This is a genomic window from Aquitalea sp. S1-19, from assembly GCF_024343515.1.
This window is the reverse complement of record NZ_RJTZ01000072.1, coordinates 1-17529: the sequence shown is the minus strand read 5'-3', so window position 1 is coordinate 17529 and position 17529 is coordinate 1. Positions and strand designations below refer to the sequence as shown.

General features: G+C 61.1%; 19 protein-coding genes. 10 read left to right on the top strand and 9 right to left on the bottom strand.

Annotation, left to right across the window (positions count from 1 at the left end; genetic code table 11):
* Window positions 1-140: 140 nt before the first annotated feature.
* The 7 genes from EGI20_RS11680 to EGI20_RS11650 all read left to right on the top strand — a co-directional run bounded on the left by EGI20_RS11680 (window position 141) and on the right by EGI20_RS11650 (window position 5262).
* A complete protein-coding gene (locus EGI20_RS11680; RefSeq protein ID WP_498631612.1) occupies window positions 141-1001 on the top strand; it encodes an MBL fold metallo-hydrolase in 861 nt (286 codons plus the stop codon).
* 72 nt (window positions 1002-1073) lie between these two features.
* Complete coding sequence (locus EGI20_RS11675; protein ID WP_498631610.1) at window positions 1074-2048, top strand: DUF2804 domain-containing protein; 975 nt, start codon at window positions 1074-1076, stop codon at window positions 2046-2048.
* 92 nt (window positions 2049-2140) lie between these two features.
* On the top strand, window positions 2141-2719 hold the full coding sequence (locus EGI20_RS11670) for a beta-class carbonic anhydrase (RefSeq protein WP_498631608.1): 579 nt from the start codon (window positions 2141-2143) through the stop codon (window positions 2717-2719).
* Window positions 2716-3357 carry a nicotinate-nucleotide adenylyltransferase gene (nadD, locus tag EGI20_RS11665; RefSeq protein ID WP_498631607.1) on the top strand — a complete coding sequence of 214 codons (642 nt, stop codon included), beginning with the start codon at window positions 2716-2718 and terminating at the stop codon, window positions 3355-3357. Before EGI20_RS11670 ends, nadD begins: the two co-directional genes overlap by 4 nt.
* Window positions 3358-3456: 99 nt before the next feature.
* Entirely contained in the window at window positions 3457-3828 is a 372-nt protein-coding gene (gene rsfS, locus EGI20_RS11660; protein WP_124735036.1) for a ribosome silencing factor, read from the top strand.
* Window positions 3829-3922: 94 nt separating this feature from the next.
* A complete protein-coding gene (gene rlmH, locus EGI20_RS11655; protein ID WP_124735035.1) occupies window positions 3923-4393 on the top strand; it encodes a 23S rRNA (pseudouridine(1915)-N(3))-methyltransferase RlmH in 471 nt (156 codons plus the stop codon).
* 92 nt (window positions 4394-4485) lie between these two features.
* Window positions 4486-5262 (top strand): lytic transglycosylase domain-containing protein, encoded by a 777-nt coding sequence (locus EGI20_RS11650; RefSeq protein ID WP_498631606.1) that lies wholly within the window; start codon window positions 4486-4488, stop codon window positions 5260-5262.
* 63 nt (window positions 5263-5325) lie between these two features.
* Here EGI20_RS11650 and EGI20_RS11645 read toward each other — a convergent pair whose 3' ends face one another.
* Both EGI20_RS11645 and EGI20_RS11640 read right to left on the bottom strand, forming a co-directional pair.
* On the bottom strand, window positions 5326-6201 hold the full coding sequence (locus tag EGI20_RS11645) for an NAD(P)-dependent oxidoreductase (protein ID WP_498631605.1): 876 nt from the start codon (window positions 6199-6201) through the stop codon (window positions 5326-5328).
* A gap of 106 nt (window positions 6202-6307) precedes the next feature.
* Window positions 6308-7030 (bottom strand): SDR family oxidoreductase, encoded by a 723-nt coding sequence (locus tag EGI20_RS11640; RefSeq protein WP_498631603.1) that lies wholly within the window; start codon window positions 7028-7030, stop codon window positions 6308-6310.
* Between the two features lie 113 nt (window positions 7031-7143).
* Between EGI20_RS11640 and EGI20_RS11635 the strand changes: the two genes are divergently transcribed.
* Window positions 7144-7944, top strand: coding sequence for a LysR family transcriptional regulator (locus EGI20_RS11635; RefSeq protein WP_498631602.1), 801 nt, complete (start codon window positions 7144-7146; stop codon window positions 7942-7944).
* On the opposite strand, the gene EGI20_RS11630 is transcribed toward EGI20_RS11635, so the two are convergent.
* Window positions 7941-8663 carry a uroporphyrinogen-III synthase gene (locus EGI20_RS11630; RefSeq protein ID WP_498631600.1) on the bottom strand — a complete coding sequence of 241 codons (723 nt, stop codon included), beginning with the start codon at window positions 8661-8663 and terminating at the stop codon, window positions 7941-7943. The genes EGI20_RS11635 and EGI20_RS11630 overlap by 4 nt on opposite strands.
* A gap of 2 nt (window positions 8664-8665) precedes the next feature.
* The gene (gene hemC, locus EGI20_RS11625) at window positions 8666-9592 is read right to left on the bottom strand and encodes a hydroxymethylbilane synthase (RefSeq protein WP_498631616.1); all 927 of its coding nucleotides are present in this window, start codon (window positions 9590-9592) and stop codon (window positions 8666-8668) included.
* Window positions 9593-9839: 247 nt separating this feature from the next.
* Here hemC and ppc point away from each other — a divergent pair, with 247 nt between their 5' ends.
* Complete coding sequence (gene ppc / locus EGI20_RS11620) at window positions 9840-12548, top strand: phosphoenolpyruvate carboxylase (protein ID WP_498631599.1); 2709 nt, start codon at window positions 9840-9842, stop codon at window positions 12546-12548.
* An 89-nt stretch (window positions 12549-12637) separates the two neighbouring features.
* The gene (locus EGI20_RS11615; RefSeq protein ID WP_498631597.1) at window positions 12638-13189 is read left to right on the top strand and encodes a YaeQ family protein; all 552 of its coding nucleotides are present in this window, start codon (window positions 12638-12640) and stop codon (window positions 13187-13189) included.
* Window positions 13190-13263: 74 nt separating this feature from the next.
* Here the strand turns inward: EGI20_RS11615 and EGI20_RS11610 are convergent, their stop codons facing one another.
* The 5 genes from EGI20_RS11610 to EGI20_RS11590 form a co-directional block, all read right to left on the bottom strand.
* Window positions 13264-14502, bottom strand: coding sequence for an L-lactate MFS transporter (locus tag EGI20_RS11610; protein WP_498631595.1), 1239 nt, complete (start codon window positions 14500-14502; stop codon window positions 13264-13266).
* 448 nt (window positions 14503-14950) lie between these two features.
* On the bottom strand, window positions 14951-15358 hold the full coding sequence (locus tag EGI20_RS11605; RefSeq protein WP_498631593.1) for a DUF2061 domain-containing protein: 408 nt from the start codon (window positions 15356-15358) through the stop codon (window positions 14951-14953).
* 76 nt (window positions 15359-15434) lie between these two features.
* The gene (locus EGI20_RS11600; protein ID WP_498631614.1) at window positions 15435-16217 is read right to left on the bottom strand and encodes a DUF3658 domain-containing protein; all 783 of its coding nucleotides are present in this window, start codon (window positions 16215-16217) and stop codon (window positions 15435-15437) included.
* Window positions 16218-16219: 2 nt separating this feature from the next.
* Window positions 16220-17002 carry a serine O-acetyltransferase gene (gene cysE / locus EGI20_RS11595; RefSeq protein ID WP_498631592.1) on the bottom strand — a complete coding sequence of 261 codons (783 nt, stop codon included), beginning with the start codon at window positions 17000-17002 and terminating at the stop codon, window positions 16220-16222.
* 38 nt (window positions 17003-17040) lie between these two features.
* The coding region (locus EGI20_RS11590; protein WP_498631590.1) for a ribonuclease E/G at window positions 17041-17529 on the bottom strand (489 nt) is incomplete at its 5' end.

Sequence of the window (17529 nt, the reverse complement as noted above, 5' to 3'; positions counted from 1 at the left end):
CCGGCAGCGCGGGACGCATTTTCCCGCAGCAAATTCATATCCATGATCTTACCTCTGACACAGAGTCTTTATTATATTTACAAATATATTGTTTTTCAATATAGTTTAACTATCACCAGCAGAAATGGGAGCGCCGCCAGATGAAAACCCCTGTACAAGCCTTCTTCGATCCTGCGACCTGGACCATCAGCTATGTGGTTTACGATCAGGCAGGCGGACACGCAGCCATCATCGACCCGGTGCTCGACTACGATCCCAAATCGGGCCGCACCCGCACCACCTCGGCCCAGCAGCTGGTCGACTTTATCCGGGAACAAAAACTGACAGTAGACTGGATACTGGAAACCCATGCCCATGCCGACCATCTGTCCGCCGCCGCCTGGCTCAAACAACAATTAGGCGGCAAGACCGCCATCGGCGACCAGATAGGCAAGGTACAGGCCAGCTTCAGCCGGATCTTCAATCTGGAGCCCGGCTTTGCCTGTGACGGAAGCCAGTTCGACCATCTATTTAGCGCCGGCGAGGCGTTTAGCATCGGCACCTTAACGGCGCGGGCGCTGTATGTGCCGGGCCATACCCCGGCCGATATGGCCTATCACATCGGGGATGCCGTCTTTGTCGGCGACACGCTGTTCATGCCGGACGTGGGCAGCGCCCGCTGCGACTTTCCCGGTGGCGACGCGGCAGCACTCTATCACTCGGCGCAGCACTTATTAAGCCTGCCGGACGACACCCGCCTCTTTATGTGTCACGACTACCCGCCCGAGGGGCGCGCGGCACAATGGGAAAGTACGGTGGGCGAGCAGCGGGCACGCAATATCCACCTGAATGAACGGGTCGGCGAACATGAATTCATCGCCATGCGCCAGCAACGCGATGCCGGCCTTGCCATGCCGGTGCTGATCCTGCCCTCGGTTCAGATCAATATCCGCGCAGGTGAAATGCCGCCCAAAGATACAAATGGGGTCGCCTATCTGAAAATCCCGCTTAATCTGCTGTAAACTCGGGCACATCTTCGACTACCGGGCGGCGGATCAAGCCCGCGCCCCAGATAGATGGACCCCTCACCGCTTTTGCCCGCGCCGTCCCGTCTGGTTCACGAGCGCGGGATTCCCGCCTTCGGCATGTATCAGGGCACGGTTGGCATGCTCAGCTGGCAGCCTTTGACGCTTGCGCCCTGGCACCGCCTCACCCGCAAGCTGCACCATAAACGCTGGCAGTATGCCGCTTTTGCCCACGACAACTACTTTATCGGCGTCGCCGTGGTCGACTTGGGCTGGTGCAGCACCGCTTTTGCCTATCTGTTCGACCGCCAGAAGCGCGAGGTCACGGCCAGCTTCTCGGCCGATGGCCTGCCGGGTCTGTCGGCCAAAATAGAAGACCGCGCCTTCGGCCACGCCCGTTTTTGCGCCGGTGGCGGCAAGCTGGTCTTCACCCGCGAAGCTGGCCGCATGCTGCTCGAGGTACGCACCCCGGCGCTACGCATCGCCGCCCATATCACGCTAGCCCCCGAAGTGCCGACCCTGTGCGCTATTGCGCCGGCCAACCATCTGGCGCATTCGACCCACAAGACCGGCGGACTGTCCGTCAGCGGCTATGCCGACACCAACGGCAGCCGTTATTCGCTGGATGGTGCCATCGCCAGCCTGGACGCCTCCAACGGTCTGCTCGCCCGCCATACCGCGTGGCGCTGGGCCAGTGCACATAATCACGAACTGGGCTTCAATCTGCAGGACGGCTATATGGGCGATGCCGAAAACGCCATCTGGCTGCACGGCAAACTGCTGCGCGTCGGCAAGGTGCGCTTTGATTACAGCCCGGCCGACCCGATGGCGCCGTGGCATATCCATAGCGACGATGGTCTGGTCGACCTGCGTTTCACTCCGGAAGGCATACGCAGCGAAAACAAGAATCTGCTGATTGCCGCCAGCCGCTATGTGCAGCCCATCGGCACCTTCAGCGGGGTGTTGCTGGATCCGGCAAGCGGTGCGCGCCACATCGTCAGCGCGCTGACCGGCGTCACCGAAGACCATGCCTCGCGCTGGTAAGGCCGCATGCAGCGGCTACCTGACCGGCATGCTTGATGGTAGGATGCGCCGCAAATAGAGCCTCTATTCCACTGAGGCCAGGAGAGAAACGAATGCGCGTGTTGCACGCCCTGCTCGAACACAACCACGAGTTCGTCACTAGCCGCGAATACGAAAAATTTCGCACCGACAAGGTCCCCGACAAGAATCTGGCGGTGCTGGCCTGCATGGATGCCCGTCTGGTCGAACTGCTGCCCAAGGCCATGGGGCTGAAAAACGGCGATGCCAAACTGATCAAGAACGCCGGCGCCTTGGTCACCCACCCATGGGGCTCGGTGATGCGCAGCCTGCTAATCGCCGTTTACCAGCTGCGGGCGGAAGAAATCTGTGTCGTCGCCCACCACGATTGCGGCATGAATGCCATCGACCCCAAACAGGTGCTGGATAATGCCGTCGAGCGCGGTGTCAGCCCGGACACACTCGCCACCTTGCGCGCCGCCGGCATCAATCTGGATAGCTGGCTCAAGGGCTTCGACAATGTCGAAGACAGCGTGCGCCACACGGTCGACACCGTACGCAACCATCCGCTGATGCCGCGCGATATTCCGGTGCACGGACTGGTCATTAGCCCGGCCACCGGGGCGCTGACCGTCATCGTGGACGGCTACGCCGACACGCCAGATCTTCCATGAGGCGTATCGGCCTGTATGGCGGCACCTTCGACCCCTTCCACTGTGCCCATCTGCGTCTGGCCTGCGCGCTGCGCGACGAATTAAAGCTGGACGAGGTGAGACTGGTGCCGGCCGGCCTGCCCTATCACCGCGACCATGGCCCTCATGCCAGCGCCAGCCAAAGGCTGGACATGGTGCACCTGGCAATTGCCGGCGAGCCTGGACTTATCGCTGACGACAGGGAAATACGCCGCGGCAAAAATGCCTATACCGTCGAGACACTAGAGGAGTTGCGCAGCGAGCTCACGCCACAGGATGAGCTGTGGTGTCTGATAGGCGGCGACTCGCTGGCCAGGCTTGCCAGCTGGCATCGCTGGCAGGCCATTTTCACCCTGGCCAACCTCGCCGTCGCCCTGCGCCCGGGCTTCGATCCCGCGCATCTGGCACCCGCCATCCGCGCGCAATGGCAAGCGCGCCAAGTGTCTGATTTTTCAAAACGAACGCCTTCCGGTACAATCCGCGCCCTGACGTTGGCTCCGGTCGACGTTTCGGCGACGGACATCCGCGCCCGGCTTGCTGCCGGCGCCGATGTGTCCGGCCTCGTTCCCGCTGCCGTACTGGACTATATCCGGGCGCAGCAGCTCTACCGGAACACCTAGCGTGACATACAGGCCGCAACCTGCGGCTCGCGCTCTTTATCGCGGCACCTCTGACCCGTCCGTACGCGTCCATGTGCCCATCATTGGAATCAAGGAAATATGGACAATATTCAAGAAATCGTAAAACTGGCCGTGACCGCTCTGGAAGACGTCAAGGGCAAGAACATCGTCACACTGGACACCAGCGAGCTGACCTCGCTGTTCCAGCATCTGATCGTCTGCACCGGCGACTCCAATCGCCAGGTCAAGGCTTTGGCCAATAGCGTAGCCGTTACGCTGAAAGAAGCCGGCGTAGATCTGGTCGGTACCGAAGGCCATGAAAGCGGCGAATGGGTACTGGTAGATGCCGGCGACGTAGTCATCCATGTGATGCTGCCTGCCGTGCGCGACTACTATGATCTGGAAGCCTTGTGGGGCGGCCAGAAGCCATCGTTCACCCCGGTCGGCGGCAAGCCCTGGTCGGCTGCCTAAACCGCGTGACCCGGGGCTCGGGATCAGGGATTTTCCGGCATCAGCCGTCGACTCCCACCCGGATCCCGGGTGCCGAGCCCCGGATTTCCCATCCATGAAAATTACCCTGCTCGCCGTCGGCACCAAGATGCCTCGCTGGGTCGATGAAGCCTTTGGCGACTACGCCAAGCGCTTCGGCCGCGACATCAGCTTCGAACTCAAGGAAATCAAGCCGGAAAAACGCGGTGGTGGCGTCACGACTGAAAAAGGCATTGCAGCCGAACACGAGCGCCTGATCGCCGCGATTGCCCCGCGCACCAAGCTGGTGGTGCTGGACGAACGCGGCAAAAACTGGACTTCGGTACAGCTGGCCGGCGCCATGAAAGACTGGATGGCCGGTGGCGACGACATCACCATTATCATCGGCGGCGCCGATGGATTGTCGGCCGAGCTGAAACAGAAAGCCGATGTCCTGCTGCAGCTGTCGGCCATGACTTTGCCGCATGGCATGGTGCGTGTGATGCTGGCCGAACAGCTTTATCGCGCCTATTCCATCCTCAACAACCACCCCTACCATCGCGAATAGATAATATTACTGCGGTGCAAGAACGATAATATCCATGTAGACATTGCGCATATTTGCTATGCTAATCAAGGTCTTATCACGAGATGTTATCAATGAACCGATTTATCCTCTGCTCTTTGATAGCTGCGTCGTTTACGCTAGCCTCCGCCGCCCATGCGGATCTGTATGGCTATGTAGACAATGCAGGACAAGTTCACCTCGCCCCCAAAAAGCTGGATGAACGTTACCAACTTTTCCAGAAGAGCCCGCCAGCCGAGCTGGCCGTACGAAAATACGATGCCCTGGCCGATGCAACCCGCCCCGGCCTTGGCACGACCCTTAGCCGCGATATCGCCACGGCAGCACGCACGCCGCTTAGCGGCCTGCCCTCCGCCGAGCCGCGCCTGATCAAGGCCAGCGTCAGCGCACCCTATAACAAGATGATCAACAAGGTCGCGCGCGAGATGAAGCTCGATGCCCAGTTGCTGCATTCCATTGTCAGCGTGGAATCGGGCTATGACGCGCTGGCCGTGTCGCCCAAAGGCGCAATCGGCCTGATGCAGGTCATCCCGGAAACCGGCGAACGCTTCGGCGTGGCCGACCTGACCAATCCGAACGCCAATGTCCGTGCCGGCGCCCGCTACCTGAAGTTTTTACTGGGTCTGTTCAACCACGATATGCCGCTGGTCATCGCCGCCTATAACGCCGGCGAAGGGGCAGTTAAGAAATACAAGAACACCATCCCGCCCTACCCCGAAACACGCAACTACGTCTCGCGCGTGCTAGCCACCTATGAAGCGCGCAGCGGCAAGCCGGCACTGCAAACGGCTGTCAGCCATATCGACTACAACCGCGGCAAGCGGGTACGGGCGGTACTGGAGCCGCTGTAAGCCTTGATCAGCCGATCTGGGAGCCTGTTCACAATCTTGCGAGTCGTGAACAGGCTCAGCAAATCAAGATGCTGCCCGCAGCACCTTGATCAAAGCAGCAACCTCCTGAGCGCCAAGACCGGCATCGACACCCTGCCTGAATATTGACGATGCAAACTCGGGAAACCCCCGGTGAATATCGACCTGCTGTGCATGGCGCTCCAGGCGGGTAATGGCCGCCGTCCAGGTTTTCAGCGATGCCTGCGGCTCACCGTAGTTTTCCGCCTGAATCACGGCACCCAGATGGCGGATATCCCCGCCAAGCAGCGGCGAGATGTCCGACAGCATGCAGCAAAATTCATCCACCCGCAGCCCTTCCGCTTCGCAGATACGCGCACCATGCAAAGCCCCGAGCAGGGCACCGGCAAAATAGGCGGCCACGGCACAATCCTGCGCCGATGCCGCCCCGATCCGCTCGCCCAGATAGCTCAGACTAGGCGCCAGCAGTTTCAGCAGCGGTGCCGCCTGATCGAAGGCGGCAGCAGCGCCGGAAGCAATAATACTGGCTTCATGGCTACCCATCTGCGGCGGGAAGGCCAGAATCGCGCCATCGACATAGCAGGCACCACGTGCATGCGCCCACTGTTCACTCTCACGCGCTTCTTGCGGGCCGCCGGTCGAGAGCTGAACCAGCAGCTTGCCGCTGAGGGCGGCTGCAACTTCATCGCTGCCCAGTATGCTGTTGGACACCGTGTAATTGTCGACACAGACCAGACATACCGGGCTGTCGGCGATGGCGGATGCTGCGTTGCCTGCTACCCGCGCCCCGGCCACTGCTAATCCCTCGGCCTTGACCCGGGACCGATTCCAGACGGTCACCCGCTTGCCAGCCTGCAGCAAGGCACGCGCCAGTGCCGACCCCATGGCACCCAGGCCAATGACCGTGACTTCACTATGCATAAACAACTTCTCCTCCTAAACCAGACTATCCGCATCACCAATAAAAACAGGTGCCGGAAATGGCACCTGCGGCACACAGAACAAACCTTCGATAATCGGCTCGGCCTTACGGCTCCTGCCGTGTTGCAGCCAGCACGATCTCGCGTATGCACAGGTTTTGCGGCTGCTCGTAGGCGAAGCGCACCGCCTCGGCGATATCTTCGGCCGAGATCACACCGCCCATCTGTTCTTTCCACGCGTTGTAGCCGTCCTTGATCGCCTCGCTGGTGGTATGGCTCAACAGCTCGGTCTCGGCCGCACCGGGCGCGATAGTGATCACGCGCACGTCCTGCAGTGCCACTTCCTCGCGCAGGTTTTCCGAAATCGCGTGCACGGCGAACTTGGTACCGCAATAGGCTGCATGGTTGGGGAAGGTCTTGCGCCCGGCAATCGAGCTGATATTGATGATGGTACCGTGGCGGCGCGAGAGCATGCCCGGCAACACGGCATGGATGCCGTTGAGTACACCCTTGACGTTGACGTCCAGCATGCGCTCCCACTCAGCCGGATCCTGCTCGGACAGTTTGCCCAGCAGCATCTGCCCGGCGTTGTTGACGATCAGGTCGGCCGGGCCGAATTGTGCCTCCGCCTCGCGCACGGCCGTATCCAGTGCAGCGCGGTCGGTCACATCGACTTCGCGGCACAGGGTATCGGGCAGGGCCATCTCCTGCAGGCGCTCGATACGACGCGCCAGCAGCAGCAAGGGATAGCCGCGCGACGAGAACAGACGGGCGCAGGCAGCACCGAAGCCGGAGCTGGCACCAGTAATCACAATAAGGGGTTTGTTCATGATGGATTCCTGAAATAGAAAGCATTGATGGCAACAACCGATGTGCTGCACTATAGTCGGCGTCACTCCCGAAGAAAAATCGTTTTTTCCCCTTACTGCCATCGGACATTTCTATGGATATCCGCCAACTGCGCGCCTTTGTCGCAGTTTTTGAAGAGCGCAACATCACGCTGGCCGCCGACCGCTTAGCCGTCACCCAGCCCACCCTCTCCGCCACGCTGCGCCAGCTTGAAGCCGAGCTGGGAACGCTGCTGTTCAAACGCCTGCCGCGCGGCGTCGAGGCCTCCGATGCCGCGCGCCGCCTGTTTCCACAGGCCAAGAAGCTGATTGCCGATGCGGAAGCGCTGAGCGCCAGTTTCAAACAGGGTGAAGCGGGGCAGGAACTGGCGCTGGGGATAGCAGCGGATCTGGGCGACAGCCAGGTCGATAGGGTGCTGCGCGCGGCGCTGGAAACCGCCGGCATCGTCCTGACACTGGAAGAGGGGTGTAGCGGTGACCTTCGTCTTGCCTGCGAGACGCTGCGCTGCGAAGACGAACTGTTTCTGCCCTTGGCGGAGGAAAACTTCGTGCTGGCACTGCCGCCAGGACATGTGCGCAGCGGCAAGGACGTGACGCCGCAGGAGCTGAAACAGGAAACATGGGTGATGTGCCCAGCACACGACTCGCAGCAGCGGCTATTGGCCCTGCTCGGCAGCTATGCACCGGCACAACCCATGCGTGCCGGCTCGCTGCGCCTGGCTGCGCAACTGGTGGCAAGCGGGGCAGGTATCGCCTGGCTACCCGCCTCGTTAGCGGAAAAACTGGACACGGCACAACTGGCTGCCGCACCTTACCGGCGCCGTATCGGTCTGTGTTATGTGCCGGATGCGCTACACAAACCCGCGGTTGCCGCCTTGCTCCGGCAACTGGCTTAACACGCCGCCAGCGCCGCTAGCAGCGCCTCGTCGCTGGCATCTGCAGCCGTCACGATCTCGCTTGCCCCCAGCGCCAGCAATACCTCGCTAATGCGCGGGTGCAGCGTGACGAAATGCTGGCGGGCCAGCCAGCCGCGCCGCTCTGCCGGTGCAGAGCTAAACAGTGCACGGGCAATATCGGATGAAGTGACAAGCAGCGTCGCCTGTGCCATTTCGGCAGGCAGACGACCCCAGCCCGGGTCGCATGGCACGCGCCGGTACGCCTCGCACAAAAGAATCTTTGCGCCACGCGCCGCCAGCGTATCGGCCAGCAGCGCGCGTCCGGTTTCACCGCGCACAATCAATACCGTTTGCCCGCTCAAGTCGGACAATTGCGGCAGCGCAAGCAGCGCTTCACTATCGCTGCCCGCCTCGGGGTGCAACACGGCACGCCCGGCAAGCGCCGCCAGCCGTGCGGCACTGCCCTTGCCGACACAGGCCAGTTGCACACGATCAGGCAAGCACCCGGCCAGAGCCGGCCACATCATATCAATGGCACCGGGGCTCACCGGAATCAGCCAGTCGGCCGCAGCCGCCAAAGCCGGTAGCTGCACCAATGCGTCCTTATCCGGCACCAGCTCAAGCGGCGCAAACACATGGACACTCAAGCCGGCAGCGGCGCACTTTGCCGCCAGTGGCGCGCATTGCGCCGCCGGGCGAGTGAGCAGCACCGGCCTCATGCTTAGCTATCGGCCAGTACGGCGCTGATGACATCGGCAGCGCCGTCTTGCAGCAGCTTCTTGGCCACCGCCCGCCCCAATGCATCCGCGTAGTGACGCGGTGCACTGGCGCTGGCGGTCAGCATCAGCGAGCCATCCGGATAGGCAACAAAACCACCCAGGGTAATCACCTCATCGCTTAGCGTGGCAAAACCACCCAGCGGGATCTGGCAACTGCCGCCTAGCTGGCGCGACAAGGCACGCTCGGCCAGCACACAGTCGTGAGTATCGGCATCATTCAGCGGCGCAAGCAGCACCTTGAGATCCTCGCGCTCGGCGCGGATCTCGATGCCCAGCGCGCCCTGGCCCGGGGAGGGCAGGCTTTCCGATGGCGACAACTCACAACGTATACGCTCGCCCAGACCCAGACGCTTAAGGCCGGCTGCGGCGAGAATAATGGCGTCAAATTCGCCGCCATCCAGCTTGGCCAGCCGCGTCTGCACATTGCCACGCAAGGGCTTGATCACCAGATGCGGAAACTGGGCGCGGATCTGCGACTCGCGCCGCAAGCTGGCCGTGCCCACCACCGCGCCATGCGGCAATTCGGACAGATTGGCATAAGCATTGGAGACGAAAGCATCCCGCGGGTCTTCACGTTCGCAGATCACCGGCAGGGCAAAACCCTCGGGCAGCGCCATGGGCACATCTTTCATCGAGTGCACGGCCAGATCGGCACGCCCTTCCAGCATCGCGACTTCCAGCTCCTTGACGAACAGCCCCTTGCCGCCGATCTTGGACAGGGTTACGTCGAGAATCTGGTCACCACGCGTGGTCATACCCAGAATTTCAACTTCCAGCTCCGGATATAAGCTCTCCAGGCGGGATTTGATATGTTCGGCCTGCCACATGGCCAGACGACTCTCGCGGCTGGCAATCACGATTTTTTTCATCACGCGGTCCTGAATGGAATAAGTCTGCAACGATTCTAACATGAGCGGCGGCTTCCCCTGCCCGGACAAAGCCCGTCGCTACCCTTGTGGCAAGCCGTGCACACCGTCCACATAATGTGCGATTCAATACGGCAAGGCACCAGCCGGTGCTGGCCAAATACCCCATGCTTGCGGCAAGATCAGGCAAGACTAGGCCGGCGCGAGCATGCCGGCACACACGCACTTCATCAAAACGGGTAGACACGCGATGACGCAAGAACAAGACAAGGACCTTCCGCTCAAGGCCGATCTGGCACGACTGGACCGGCTATTGGGCGAGGTACTGCGCGAGCAGGCCGGTGACGAGGTTTACCACGAAATGCAGGCCATCCCGCTGGCCCACCATACCCACGACAACCGTGCACTGGCCATGCTGGAGCGCTTGTCGCCGCAAGCGACCACAGCCCTGGTGCGCGCTTGCGGCCTGTATGCCCAGCTATTCAATATTGCCGAAGATCTGCATCACACCCGCCGCCGCCGCGCCCACCGTCAGGCCGGTTCGGCACCGCAACAAGGCAGCCTGGCGCGCGCGCTGTCACACCTGCAACAAGAGGGCGTCAGCCTGGGGCGGCTGACCGGCATGCTGGCCGATGCCAATGTAACGGCAGTACTGACCGCCCACCCGACCGAAGTACAACGCCAGAGTGTGCTGGATGGCCATCGTGCCGTGCGCCGTTTCCTCGCCTGCCTGCACTACCCTGATGTCACCCCGGATGACGAGACCGATCTCGAATTGCGCCTGCGCCGCGTGATCCTGACCTTGTGGCAGACCTCGGAAATCCGCCACTTCAAACTGTCGGTCGCGGACGAAATCGAAAACGGCGTCGCCTACCATCCGTTGTCGTTCTTCACCGCCTTGCCACGCATCTACGACATGCTGGGGCGCGGCATTCAGCAACATTGGGGCGAACGCCCCAAGCTACCCTCCTTCTTGCGCATAGGCAGCTGGATAGGCGGCGACCGCGACGGCAACCCCAATGTCGACGCCACGGTATTGCGCTACGCCAGCACCCGTCAGGCCGAAACCGCATTTACCCACTATTTCTACGAGCTGTCCGGTCTCTACCGCGAACTGTCGCTGTCCAGCCGGCTGGTTAAAGTAAGCGACGAGGTCGCGGCACTGGCCGCCCTGTCCCCGGACACCGAAACCAGCCGCGCCGAAGAACCGTACCGCCTCGCGCTGGCCCATATCGAAGCGCGTCTGTCGGCGACGGCGGCGGCGCTGGGCTTGGCCAAGCGTGGCCGCTGGAGCGCGGGTGAACCGTATGCCCACGCCCAGGCCGTCATTGAGGATCTGGAACAGATTGCCGCGTCACTCGCCGCCAATGGCAGCGCCATTCTGGCTGGCGGGCGCTTGCTGCGCCTCAAGCGTGCGCTGGATGTGTTCGGCTTTTACCTGATGCCGCTGGACCTGCGCCAGCATGCCGGCATCCATGCGTCGGTCGTAGCCGAGCTGTTCTCGCATGCCGGGCTGGAAGAGTATCTGGCACTGGACGAAGCGGCCCGTATACGCGTCCTGCGCCGCGAGCTGGCCACCCCACGCCCGCTCTATAGCCCCTATCTGGCTTATGGTGCCGAGGCACAAAAAGAGCTGGCCATTTTCCGCGAGGCGGCACGCATCAAGGCGGCGCTGGGCGATGGCGCCATCACCCAGTGCATTATTTCCAACTGCGCCGCGGTCAGCGACTTGCTGGCACTGGCCTTGCTGATGAAGGAAACCGGACTGCTGCGCATCGTCGACGGCCAGCCGGTGGGCAGTGTCAATATCGTGCCGCTGTTCGAAACCATAGGCGACTTGCGCGCCGGTGCTGGCATCATGCAGGCACTGTTCGAATTGCCATGGTATCGCCAGCTGCTGGCCAGCCGCGATATGTTGCAGGAGGTCATGCTGGGCTACTCGGACAGCAACAAGGATGGCGGCTATCTGACCAGCCAGTGGGAGCTGTATCAGGCCGAATCGCGACTGGTGAAGGTTTTCGCCGCCGCCGGGGTCAAGCTGCAGCTATTCCATGGCCGTGGCGGCTCGGTCGGACGCGGCGGTGGTCCAAGCTACGAGGCCATCATGGCGCAGCCGGCAGGTTCGGTCGCCGGCCATATCCGCATTACCGAACAGGGCGAGGTCATCACCTCCAAATTCTCCGATCCGGATCTGGCGGTACGCAATCTCGAAGCCCTGGTCGCGGCCACACTGGAGGCCACGCTGTCCGGCAGCCACAGCAATGAAGCCGACAGCAGCATCCTGTCCGAGCTATCGGATCATGCCTATGCCGCCTACCGCGCACTGGTGGAAACACCGGGCTTTATGCAGTATTTCCTTGAAGCCACCCCGGTACGCGCGATTGCCAAGCTCAATATCGGCAGCCGCCCGGCCTCGCGCAAGAGCCTGACTTCCATTCAGGATTTGCGCGCCATTCCATGGGTGTTTTCCTGGTCGCAGTCGCGGGTGATGCTGCCGGGCTGGTATGGCGTCGGCTCTGCCGTTGCCGCCTTTATCGAGCGCCATGGCGATAGCGGTATCAGCCAGTTGCAAACGCTGTACCAGAGCTCGCCCTTCCTCAGGATGGCACTGGAAAACATGGAGCAGGTGCTGGCCAAGGTCGATCTGGAGCTGGCGCAGCGTTATGCCGGCCTGGTCAGCGATCAGGCGCTGTCGGCCTCGCTGTTTGCCACCATCTCTAGCGAATGGCAGCGCAGCGTGGATGCGCTTTACACCATCACCGGCAACCAGCGCCTGTTGCAGCACAACCCGACTCTGGCCCGCAGCCTGGACACCCGGCTGCCGTATCTGGATGCGATGGGCGCATTGCAGGTCGAATTGCTGCGCCGCCTGCGCGAAAACCCGGATGATGCCGAAGCGCTGTCGGCGATCCATCTGACCATCAACGGCGTCGCCGCCGGTTTGCGCAATAGCGGCTAAAGGCGCAGCCGGACACGCACGGCCTCCGCCAGCGGGGCAAAGGGCAAGGGAAACGGGTAAACTCGTTCCTTTGCCCGAAAGCCGTACCCATGGCCCTCAAGTCCACCATCTACAAGGCCGATATCGATGTCTCCGACATGGATCGCGGCTATTACGCCAGCCATAACCTGACACTCGCCTGCCATCCATCGGAAACGCTGGAACGCATGATGCTGCGCATCGCGGTGTTCGCGCTGCACGCCAGCGAAATGCTGGCCTTCACCAAGGGCATCAGTGCCGATGACGAGCCGGATATCTGGCAGAAGAACTACTCGGATGAAATCGAACTGTGGCTGGAGCTGGGCGAGCCGGATGAGAAGCGTGTACGCAAGGCCTGCGGCCGGGCTGATGCGGTCTGGATCTATTGCTATGGCGCACGCTCGGCTGAAATCTGGTGGCCGCAACTGGAAAGCAAGGCCGGCCGCTTCGACAATCTGACCGTCGTTGCCATCGCACCGGACACGCTGACTGAGCTTGCCACCATGGCCGAGCGCAGCATGCAGCTGTCGGCCACGATACAGGACGGCCAGATGTGGCTGTCCAATGGCACGCACAATGTCCTGGTCGAGGGACATGTACTGAAGCCTGCCAGCCGCAGCTGATACGATTAAGCTACGACATGACGCAAAAAAGGCCGACCCCAAAGGGTCGGCCTTTTTATGGTTTAACGCAAGCTTCAGGCAGCAGCCTTGGCTTCGACAGCCGGTGCAAGCTTGAGCGGCTTGGTCATGAAGCCCAGTACGATGGCCACAGCCAGCAGGGCTGCCGAGATCATGTACGCGGCGCTGTAGGTGCCGGTCATGTCGACGGCGAGGCCGGCCAGCAGCGGGCCGACAAAGCCGGACACGCCCCAGGCGGTGTACAGCACACCGTAGTTGGCGCCGTAGTTCTTCAGGCCGTAGAAGTCAGCCGTAGTCGACGGGAATACCGACATCAGCGAACCGTAGGCCAGACCGGCAACCACGGTACCGACCAGAATCATGGATGCATCCTGATAGGTGGCGAAAGCCAGCATATTGGCCGCCTGAACGGCGAAGGCCAGCAGCATGGTGTTGGTACGGCCGATCTTGTCGGACAGCATGCCACCACCGACGCGACCGGATGCGTTGGCAATCGCCAAGATGGACACCAGGTAAGCCGGGTTCAGGATGCCGGCCTGATCGGTCGCGATCGATGCCAGGTTACCGATGATCATCACACCGGCGGAGGACGAGAACACGAACATGATCCACAGGAAGTAGAACTGACGGGTCTTGATCATCTCGCGCCAGGTCAGGTTATGCTCGGACACCTTGGGTGCGACCGCGCCATCTGCCTGTGCCGGTGCAGCAGGGGTATAGCCTTCAGGCGGGTTGGAGATCACGCGCGTCAGCGGCAGCGCGATCAAGAGCACGGCGGAACCCAGGATCATGAACGACTTGGAGATGCCGTAAGCTTCGATCAGATGGGTGCACAGTGGCGCGAGGTAAACCGCGGCCAGGCCGAAACCGCCGACGGTGATGCCGGAGATCATGCCCTTCTTGGAGGAGTGGAACCACTTCATCGCGGCAGGGGTCACGCAAGCATAGGCAAAGCCGATACCGGTGCCGACGATACCGCCGAAGGCGATGGTCAGGCCGATCACCGAGTCTTGCGGCACGAAACTGGACAGAATCATGCCCAGACCCACCAGCACGACGCCCAGGGTGATGACTTTTTTCGGCCCGATACGGTCCTGCATCACGCCAGCAGCCAAGAGGGCAATCGCCCATACCACGATGGCTACGTTATACGGCATCGACGCTTCGGTATTGCTCCAGCCCCAGTCAGCAACCAGACCCTTCTTGATCACACTCCACGCATACAGCACGCCGATGGTGAGATTGATACAGGTACCAGCAACGAGAACGCTGACGGCCTTATTCATTTTGCTCATAAAAATCTCTTAATTGGATAGGTTACACCGGTACCACGCAAAGCAAGAGGCGTATGGGCGACGCGGGGCGCGGCAACCGGTCATCGGCAATAGCCGATGTTTTGGAACGGCGGATTCTAATGCCACCTATACGTTTGTGCAAAGTAATATTATTGTTTTCTAAGATATTTTCCCAATGTCATTCCAGGGGAAATGGCGCGCAAAATACATGGAAACCTTTGTTTTTACAGCAAGGCTACGGCACGCCACACCTTCACGCCTCTTTTCATAAATCATGAAAAAATTAAGATAAATTTATAGCTATGGCTTTGTAAAAACGGGAAATTTGTGCCGAAAGGCCTGAAAACGCACTTTAATACGGGGTAATCAAAAAAATAGCCTGCAAAATAAGAGTACAGACTCTACCTGCAGGCAATAAAAAAGGCCGCAACGCGGCCTTGAGAATAATTTAGCAAAGAGGCAGCGGCGGCGAGGACTTGGCCGGCACCGGCTTGGCTGCGCGTACCAGTTGCCAGACTTGCTCATGGATAAAGTAAGCCACCGTATTCACCAATGGCTCGACCAGTGCCAGCAAGCCTGCCAGTGCAATGCTGCCGGTCAGCAACCACGCCAAGGTAAAGGCAACGGCGAAATGGCAGGCGGCAAAAGTCGCAGTTTTAGCCAGCGCCAAATGGCGCACAGGCGCGCGCGCCATCACCTTGTCCCAGATCTTGTCGTGAAAATGGTAGGTGACCGTATTAGCCAGCGGCTCGGCCAAGGCCATGGCACCGGAAATCGCCAGGCTGCCGGTCAGCGCATAGCTGACGGCAAAGGCCACGCTAAAGTGGCAGACGGCAAACGTCAGGGTTTTGGTCATGGCAGTCATCCGCTTAGTGAATACAGCAGATGATAGTCATTCCCATTAAGAATGGAAAATAGATTGTCGCTACCGCCTAGATAGCCGCCAGCATAGGCGCCTGTCCAGCTCGGGTCAGCAGGCGCAAGGTGCCCGCCTCGGCCAACTCCAGCACACGCCAGAACAAGAAAATGTCGCTAACGAACGTATGCTCTATCCGCCCCATACTCTCGCCCACCAGACGCACAACACTCACACTGCCATGTGCTGCTAGCCCGTCCAAAAGCACATTGTCGTAGCATGACAGCGGGCGGCCTTGCAGCCTGCCTGCCTGTACTTCACGCACACTGTCTCCGGCCCTCTGCCAGTGCCCCCACTCTTCTGCCAGCATCTGGCGCTCGGACAGTGACAGCAGACGGGCATAGCCGGCCAGCGGTGCTAATTCTGCCGCCGAATACATACCGACTGCCCACAAACCGGAGCGCGGAGTGTCCAGATGCAAGCGGACATCGACGACCCACAGCTCGCACTGTTCCGGGCATTGCGCGGCCAGCATGCGTAGCAATAGTGCCTCACCTGCATGATTGCCCAGCCACAACGTCAACGGCATGGACTGCTCCCAGGCCTGCAGCAAGGTGCGGCAAGCGGCGGCACGCTGGCGCTGCCAGGCTTCATCCCAGTCCGGCGGCGGCGGCTGATAGGCGCGCAGCAGGCGCTGCCAGTGAGCAATACGCAACTGCGGATCAATCTGGTCGGCATCGGCCAGCGGGCCATTACTCAGCTCGTCCGGCCAGTCCAGCACTGCACCCGCCAGCTGACCCGCAGCGGCCAATGCCTGCAGACAAGCTGCGGCCGTACTGCCCGCCACCACATGCAGCATGGTCAAACTTTCTGGTCCATATCCAGCGACGGCATGCCCACCGTCGCCTGCGCCACCACCCGCGCCGGCACGCCGGCCACCGTGGTATGCGGCGGCACGTCTTCCAGCACCACGCTGCCGGCGCCGACCTTGGCGCATTCACCAACGCGGATATTGCCGAGAATGGCGGCACCGGCGCCTATCATCACCCCGTCGCCGATCTTGGGGTGGCGGTCGCCGCGTTCCTTGCCCGAGCCGCCGAGCGTCACGCCATGCAGCATCGAGACATTGTTGCCGATGACTGCCGTCTCGCCGACCACCACGCCGGTGCCGTGGTCCAGCATCACGCCCTCGCCGATGCGCGCGGCAGGGTGAATGTCGGCACCCAGCACTTCGGAGATGCGGTTCTGCAGGAAATAGGCCATGGTCTTGCGCCCCTGCTGCCATAGCCAGTGGGTGACACGCTGGCTCTGGATGGCGTGGAAGCCCTTGAAGTACAACAGCGGTGTCGAATAGCTGTCGCAGGCCGGATCGCGCTCGAAGCAGGCGGTGATATCGGCGCGCATGGCGCGGCTGATGGTGTCGTCGGCCGACAGTGCCTCGTGGAACAGTTCCATCAGCGCACGCGCGTCCATGACCGGGCTGGCCAGCTTGCTCGACAGATGAAAAGCCAGCACATCTTCCAGCGAGGCATGACGCAACACCGTCATATGCAGAAAACTGGCCAATAGCGGCTCGTCGCGCGCAGCCAGTGCCGTTTCATCCAGAATGGCGCGCCACAAGGCATCGCCGTGTACATCATTCATAAACTAACCTTTTTACGTCACCGCAAAACAGTTGCGGCTTACATCAGTACCACGTCGAACTGTTCCTGCGTATAAGTACTTTCCACCGACAGCGATACCGGCTTGCCGATAAAGTCTATCAACATGGCCAGGCTCTGCGACTCCTCGTCGAGGAACATGTCGATCACCGGCTGCGAGGCGAGGATGCGGAAACCCTTGGCATCGAACTTGCGCGCCTCGCGCACGATTTCGCGCTGGATTTCATAGCATACTGTCTGCGCGGTCTTGATCTGGCCGCGGCCCTGACAGGTCGGGCACGGCTCGCACAAGATGTGCGACAGGCTCTCGCGCGTGCGCTTGCGGGTGATCTCGACCAGACCGAGGCTGGTAAAGCCGTTAAGCGTCACACGGGTGCGGTCGCGCGCCATGGCCTTGGCTAGCTCGGCCAGCACCGCCTGCTTGTGCTCATCGCTGTCCATATCGATAAAATCGACAATGATGATGCCACCCATATTGCGCAGTCGCAGCTGGCGCGCAATGGCGTGAGT

What these genes read in the sequence shown, in the direction of transcription:
- rlmH (WP_124735035.1), top strand. Translation starts at nt 3,923, where the DNA reads ATGAAAATTACCCTGCTCGCCGTCGGCACCAAGATGCCTCGCTGGGTC.
- rsfS (WP_124735036.1), top strand. Translation starts at nt 3,457, where the DNA reads ATGGACAATATTCAAGAAATCGTAAAACTGGCCGTGACCGCTCTGGAA.
- nadD (WP_498631607.1), top strand. Translation starts at nt 2,716, where the DNA reads ATGAGGCGTATCGGCCTGTATGGCGGCACCTTCGACCCCTTCCACTGT.
- EGI20_RS11645 (WP_498631605.1), bottom strand. Translation starts at nt 6,201, where the DNA reads ATGCATAGTGAAGTCACGGTCATTGGCCTGGGTGCCATGGGGTCGGCA.
- EGI20_RS11635 (WP_498631602.1), top strand. Translation starts at nt 7,144, where the DNA reads ATGGATATCCGCCAACTGCGCGCCTTTGTCGCAGTTTTTGAAGAGCGC.
- EGI20_RS11610 (WP_498631595.1), bottom strand. Translation starts at nt 14,502, where the DNA reads ATGAGCAAAATGAATAAGGCCGTCAGCGTTCTCGTTGCTGGTACCTGT.
- EGI20_RS11650 (WP_498631606.1), top strand. Translation starts at nt 4,486, where the DNA reads ATGAACCGATTTATCCTCTGCTCTTTGATAGCTGCGTCGTTTACGCTA.
- EGI20_RS11605 (WP_498631593.1), bottom strand. Translation starts at nt 15,358, where the DNA reads ATGACCAAAACCCTGACGTTTGCCGTCTGCCACTTTAGCGTGGCCTTT.
- hemC (WP_498631616.1), bottom strand. Translation starts at nt 9,592, where the DNA reads ATGAAAAAAATCGTGATTGCCAGCCGCGAGAGTCGTCTGGCCATGTGG.
- cysE (WP_498631592.1), bottom strand. Translation starts at nt 17,002, where the DNA reads ATGAATGATGTACACGGCGATGCCTTGTGGCGCGCCATTCTGGATGAA.
- EGI20_RS11615 (WP_498631597.1), top strand. Translation starts at nt 12,638, where the DNA reads ATGGCCCTCAAGTCCACCATCTACAAGGCCGATATCGATGTCTCCGAC.
- EGI20_RS11680 (WP_498631612.1), top strand. Translation starts at nt 141, where the DNA reads ATGAAAACCCCTGTACAAGCCTTCTTCGATCCTGCGACCTGGACCATC.
- EGI20_RS11630 (WP_498631600.1), bottom strand. Translation starts at nt 8,663, where the DNA reads ATGAGGCCGGTGCTGCTCACTCGCCCGGCGGCGCAATGCGCGCCACTG.
- EGI20_RS11640 (WP_498631603.1), bottom strand. Translation starts at nt 7,030, where the DNA reads ATGAACAAACCCCTTATTGTGATTACTGGTGCCAGCTCCGGCTTCGGT.
- ppc (WP_498631599.1), top strand. Translation starts at nt 9,840, where the DNA reads ATGACGCAAGAACAAGACAAGGACCTTCCGCTCAAGGCCGATCTGGCA.
- EGI20_RS11670 (WP_498631608.1), top strand. Translation starts at nt 2,141, where the DNA reads ATGCGCGTGTTGCACGCCCTGCTCGAACACAACCACGAGTTCGTCACT.
- EGI20_RS11600 (WP_498631614.1), bottom strand. Translation starts at nt 16,217, where the DNA reads ATGCTGCATGTGGTGGCGGGCAGTACGGCCGCAGCTTGTCTGCAGGCA.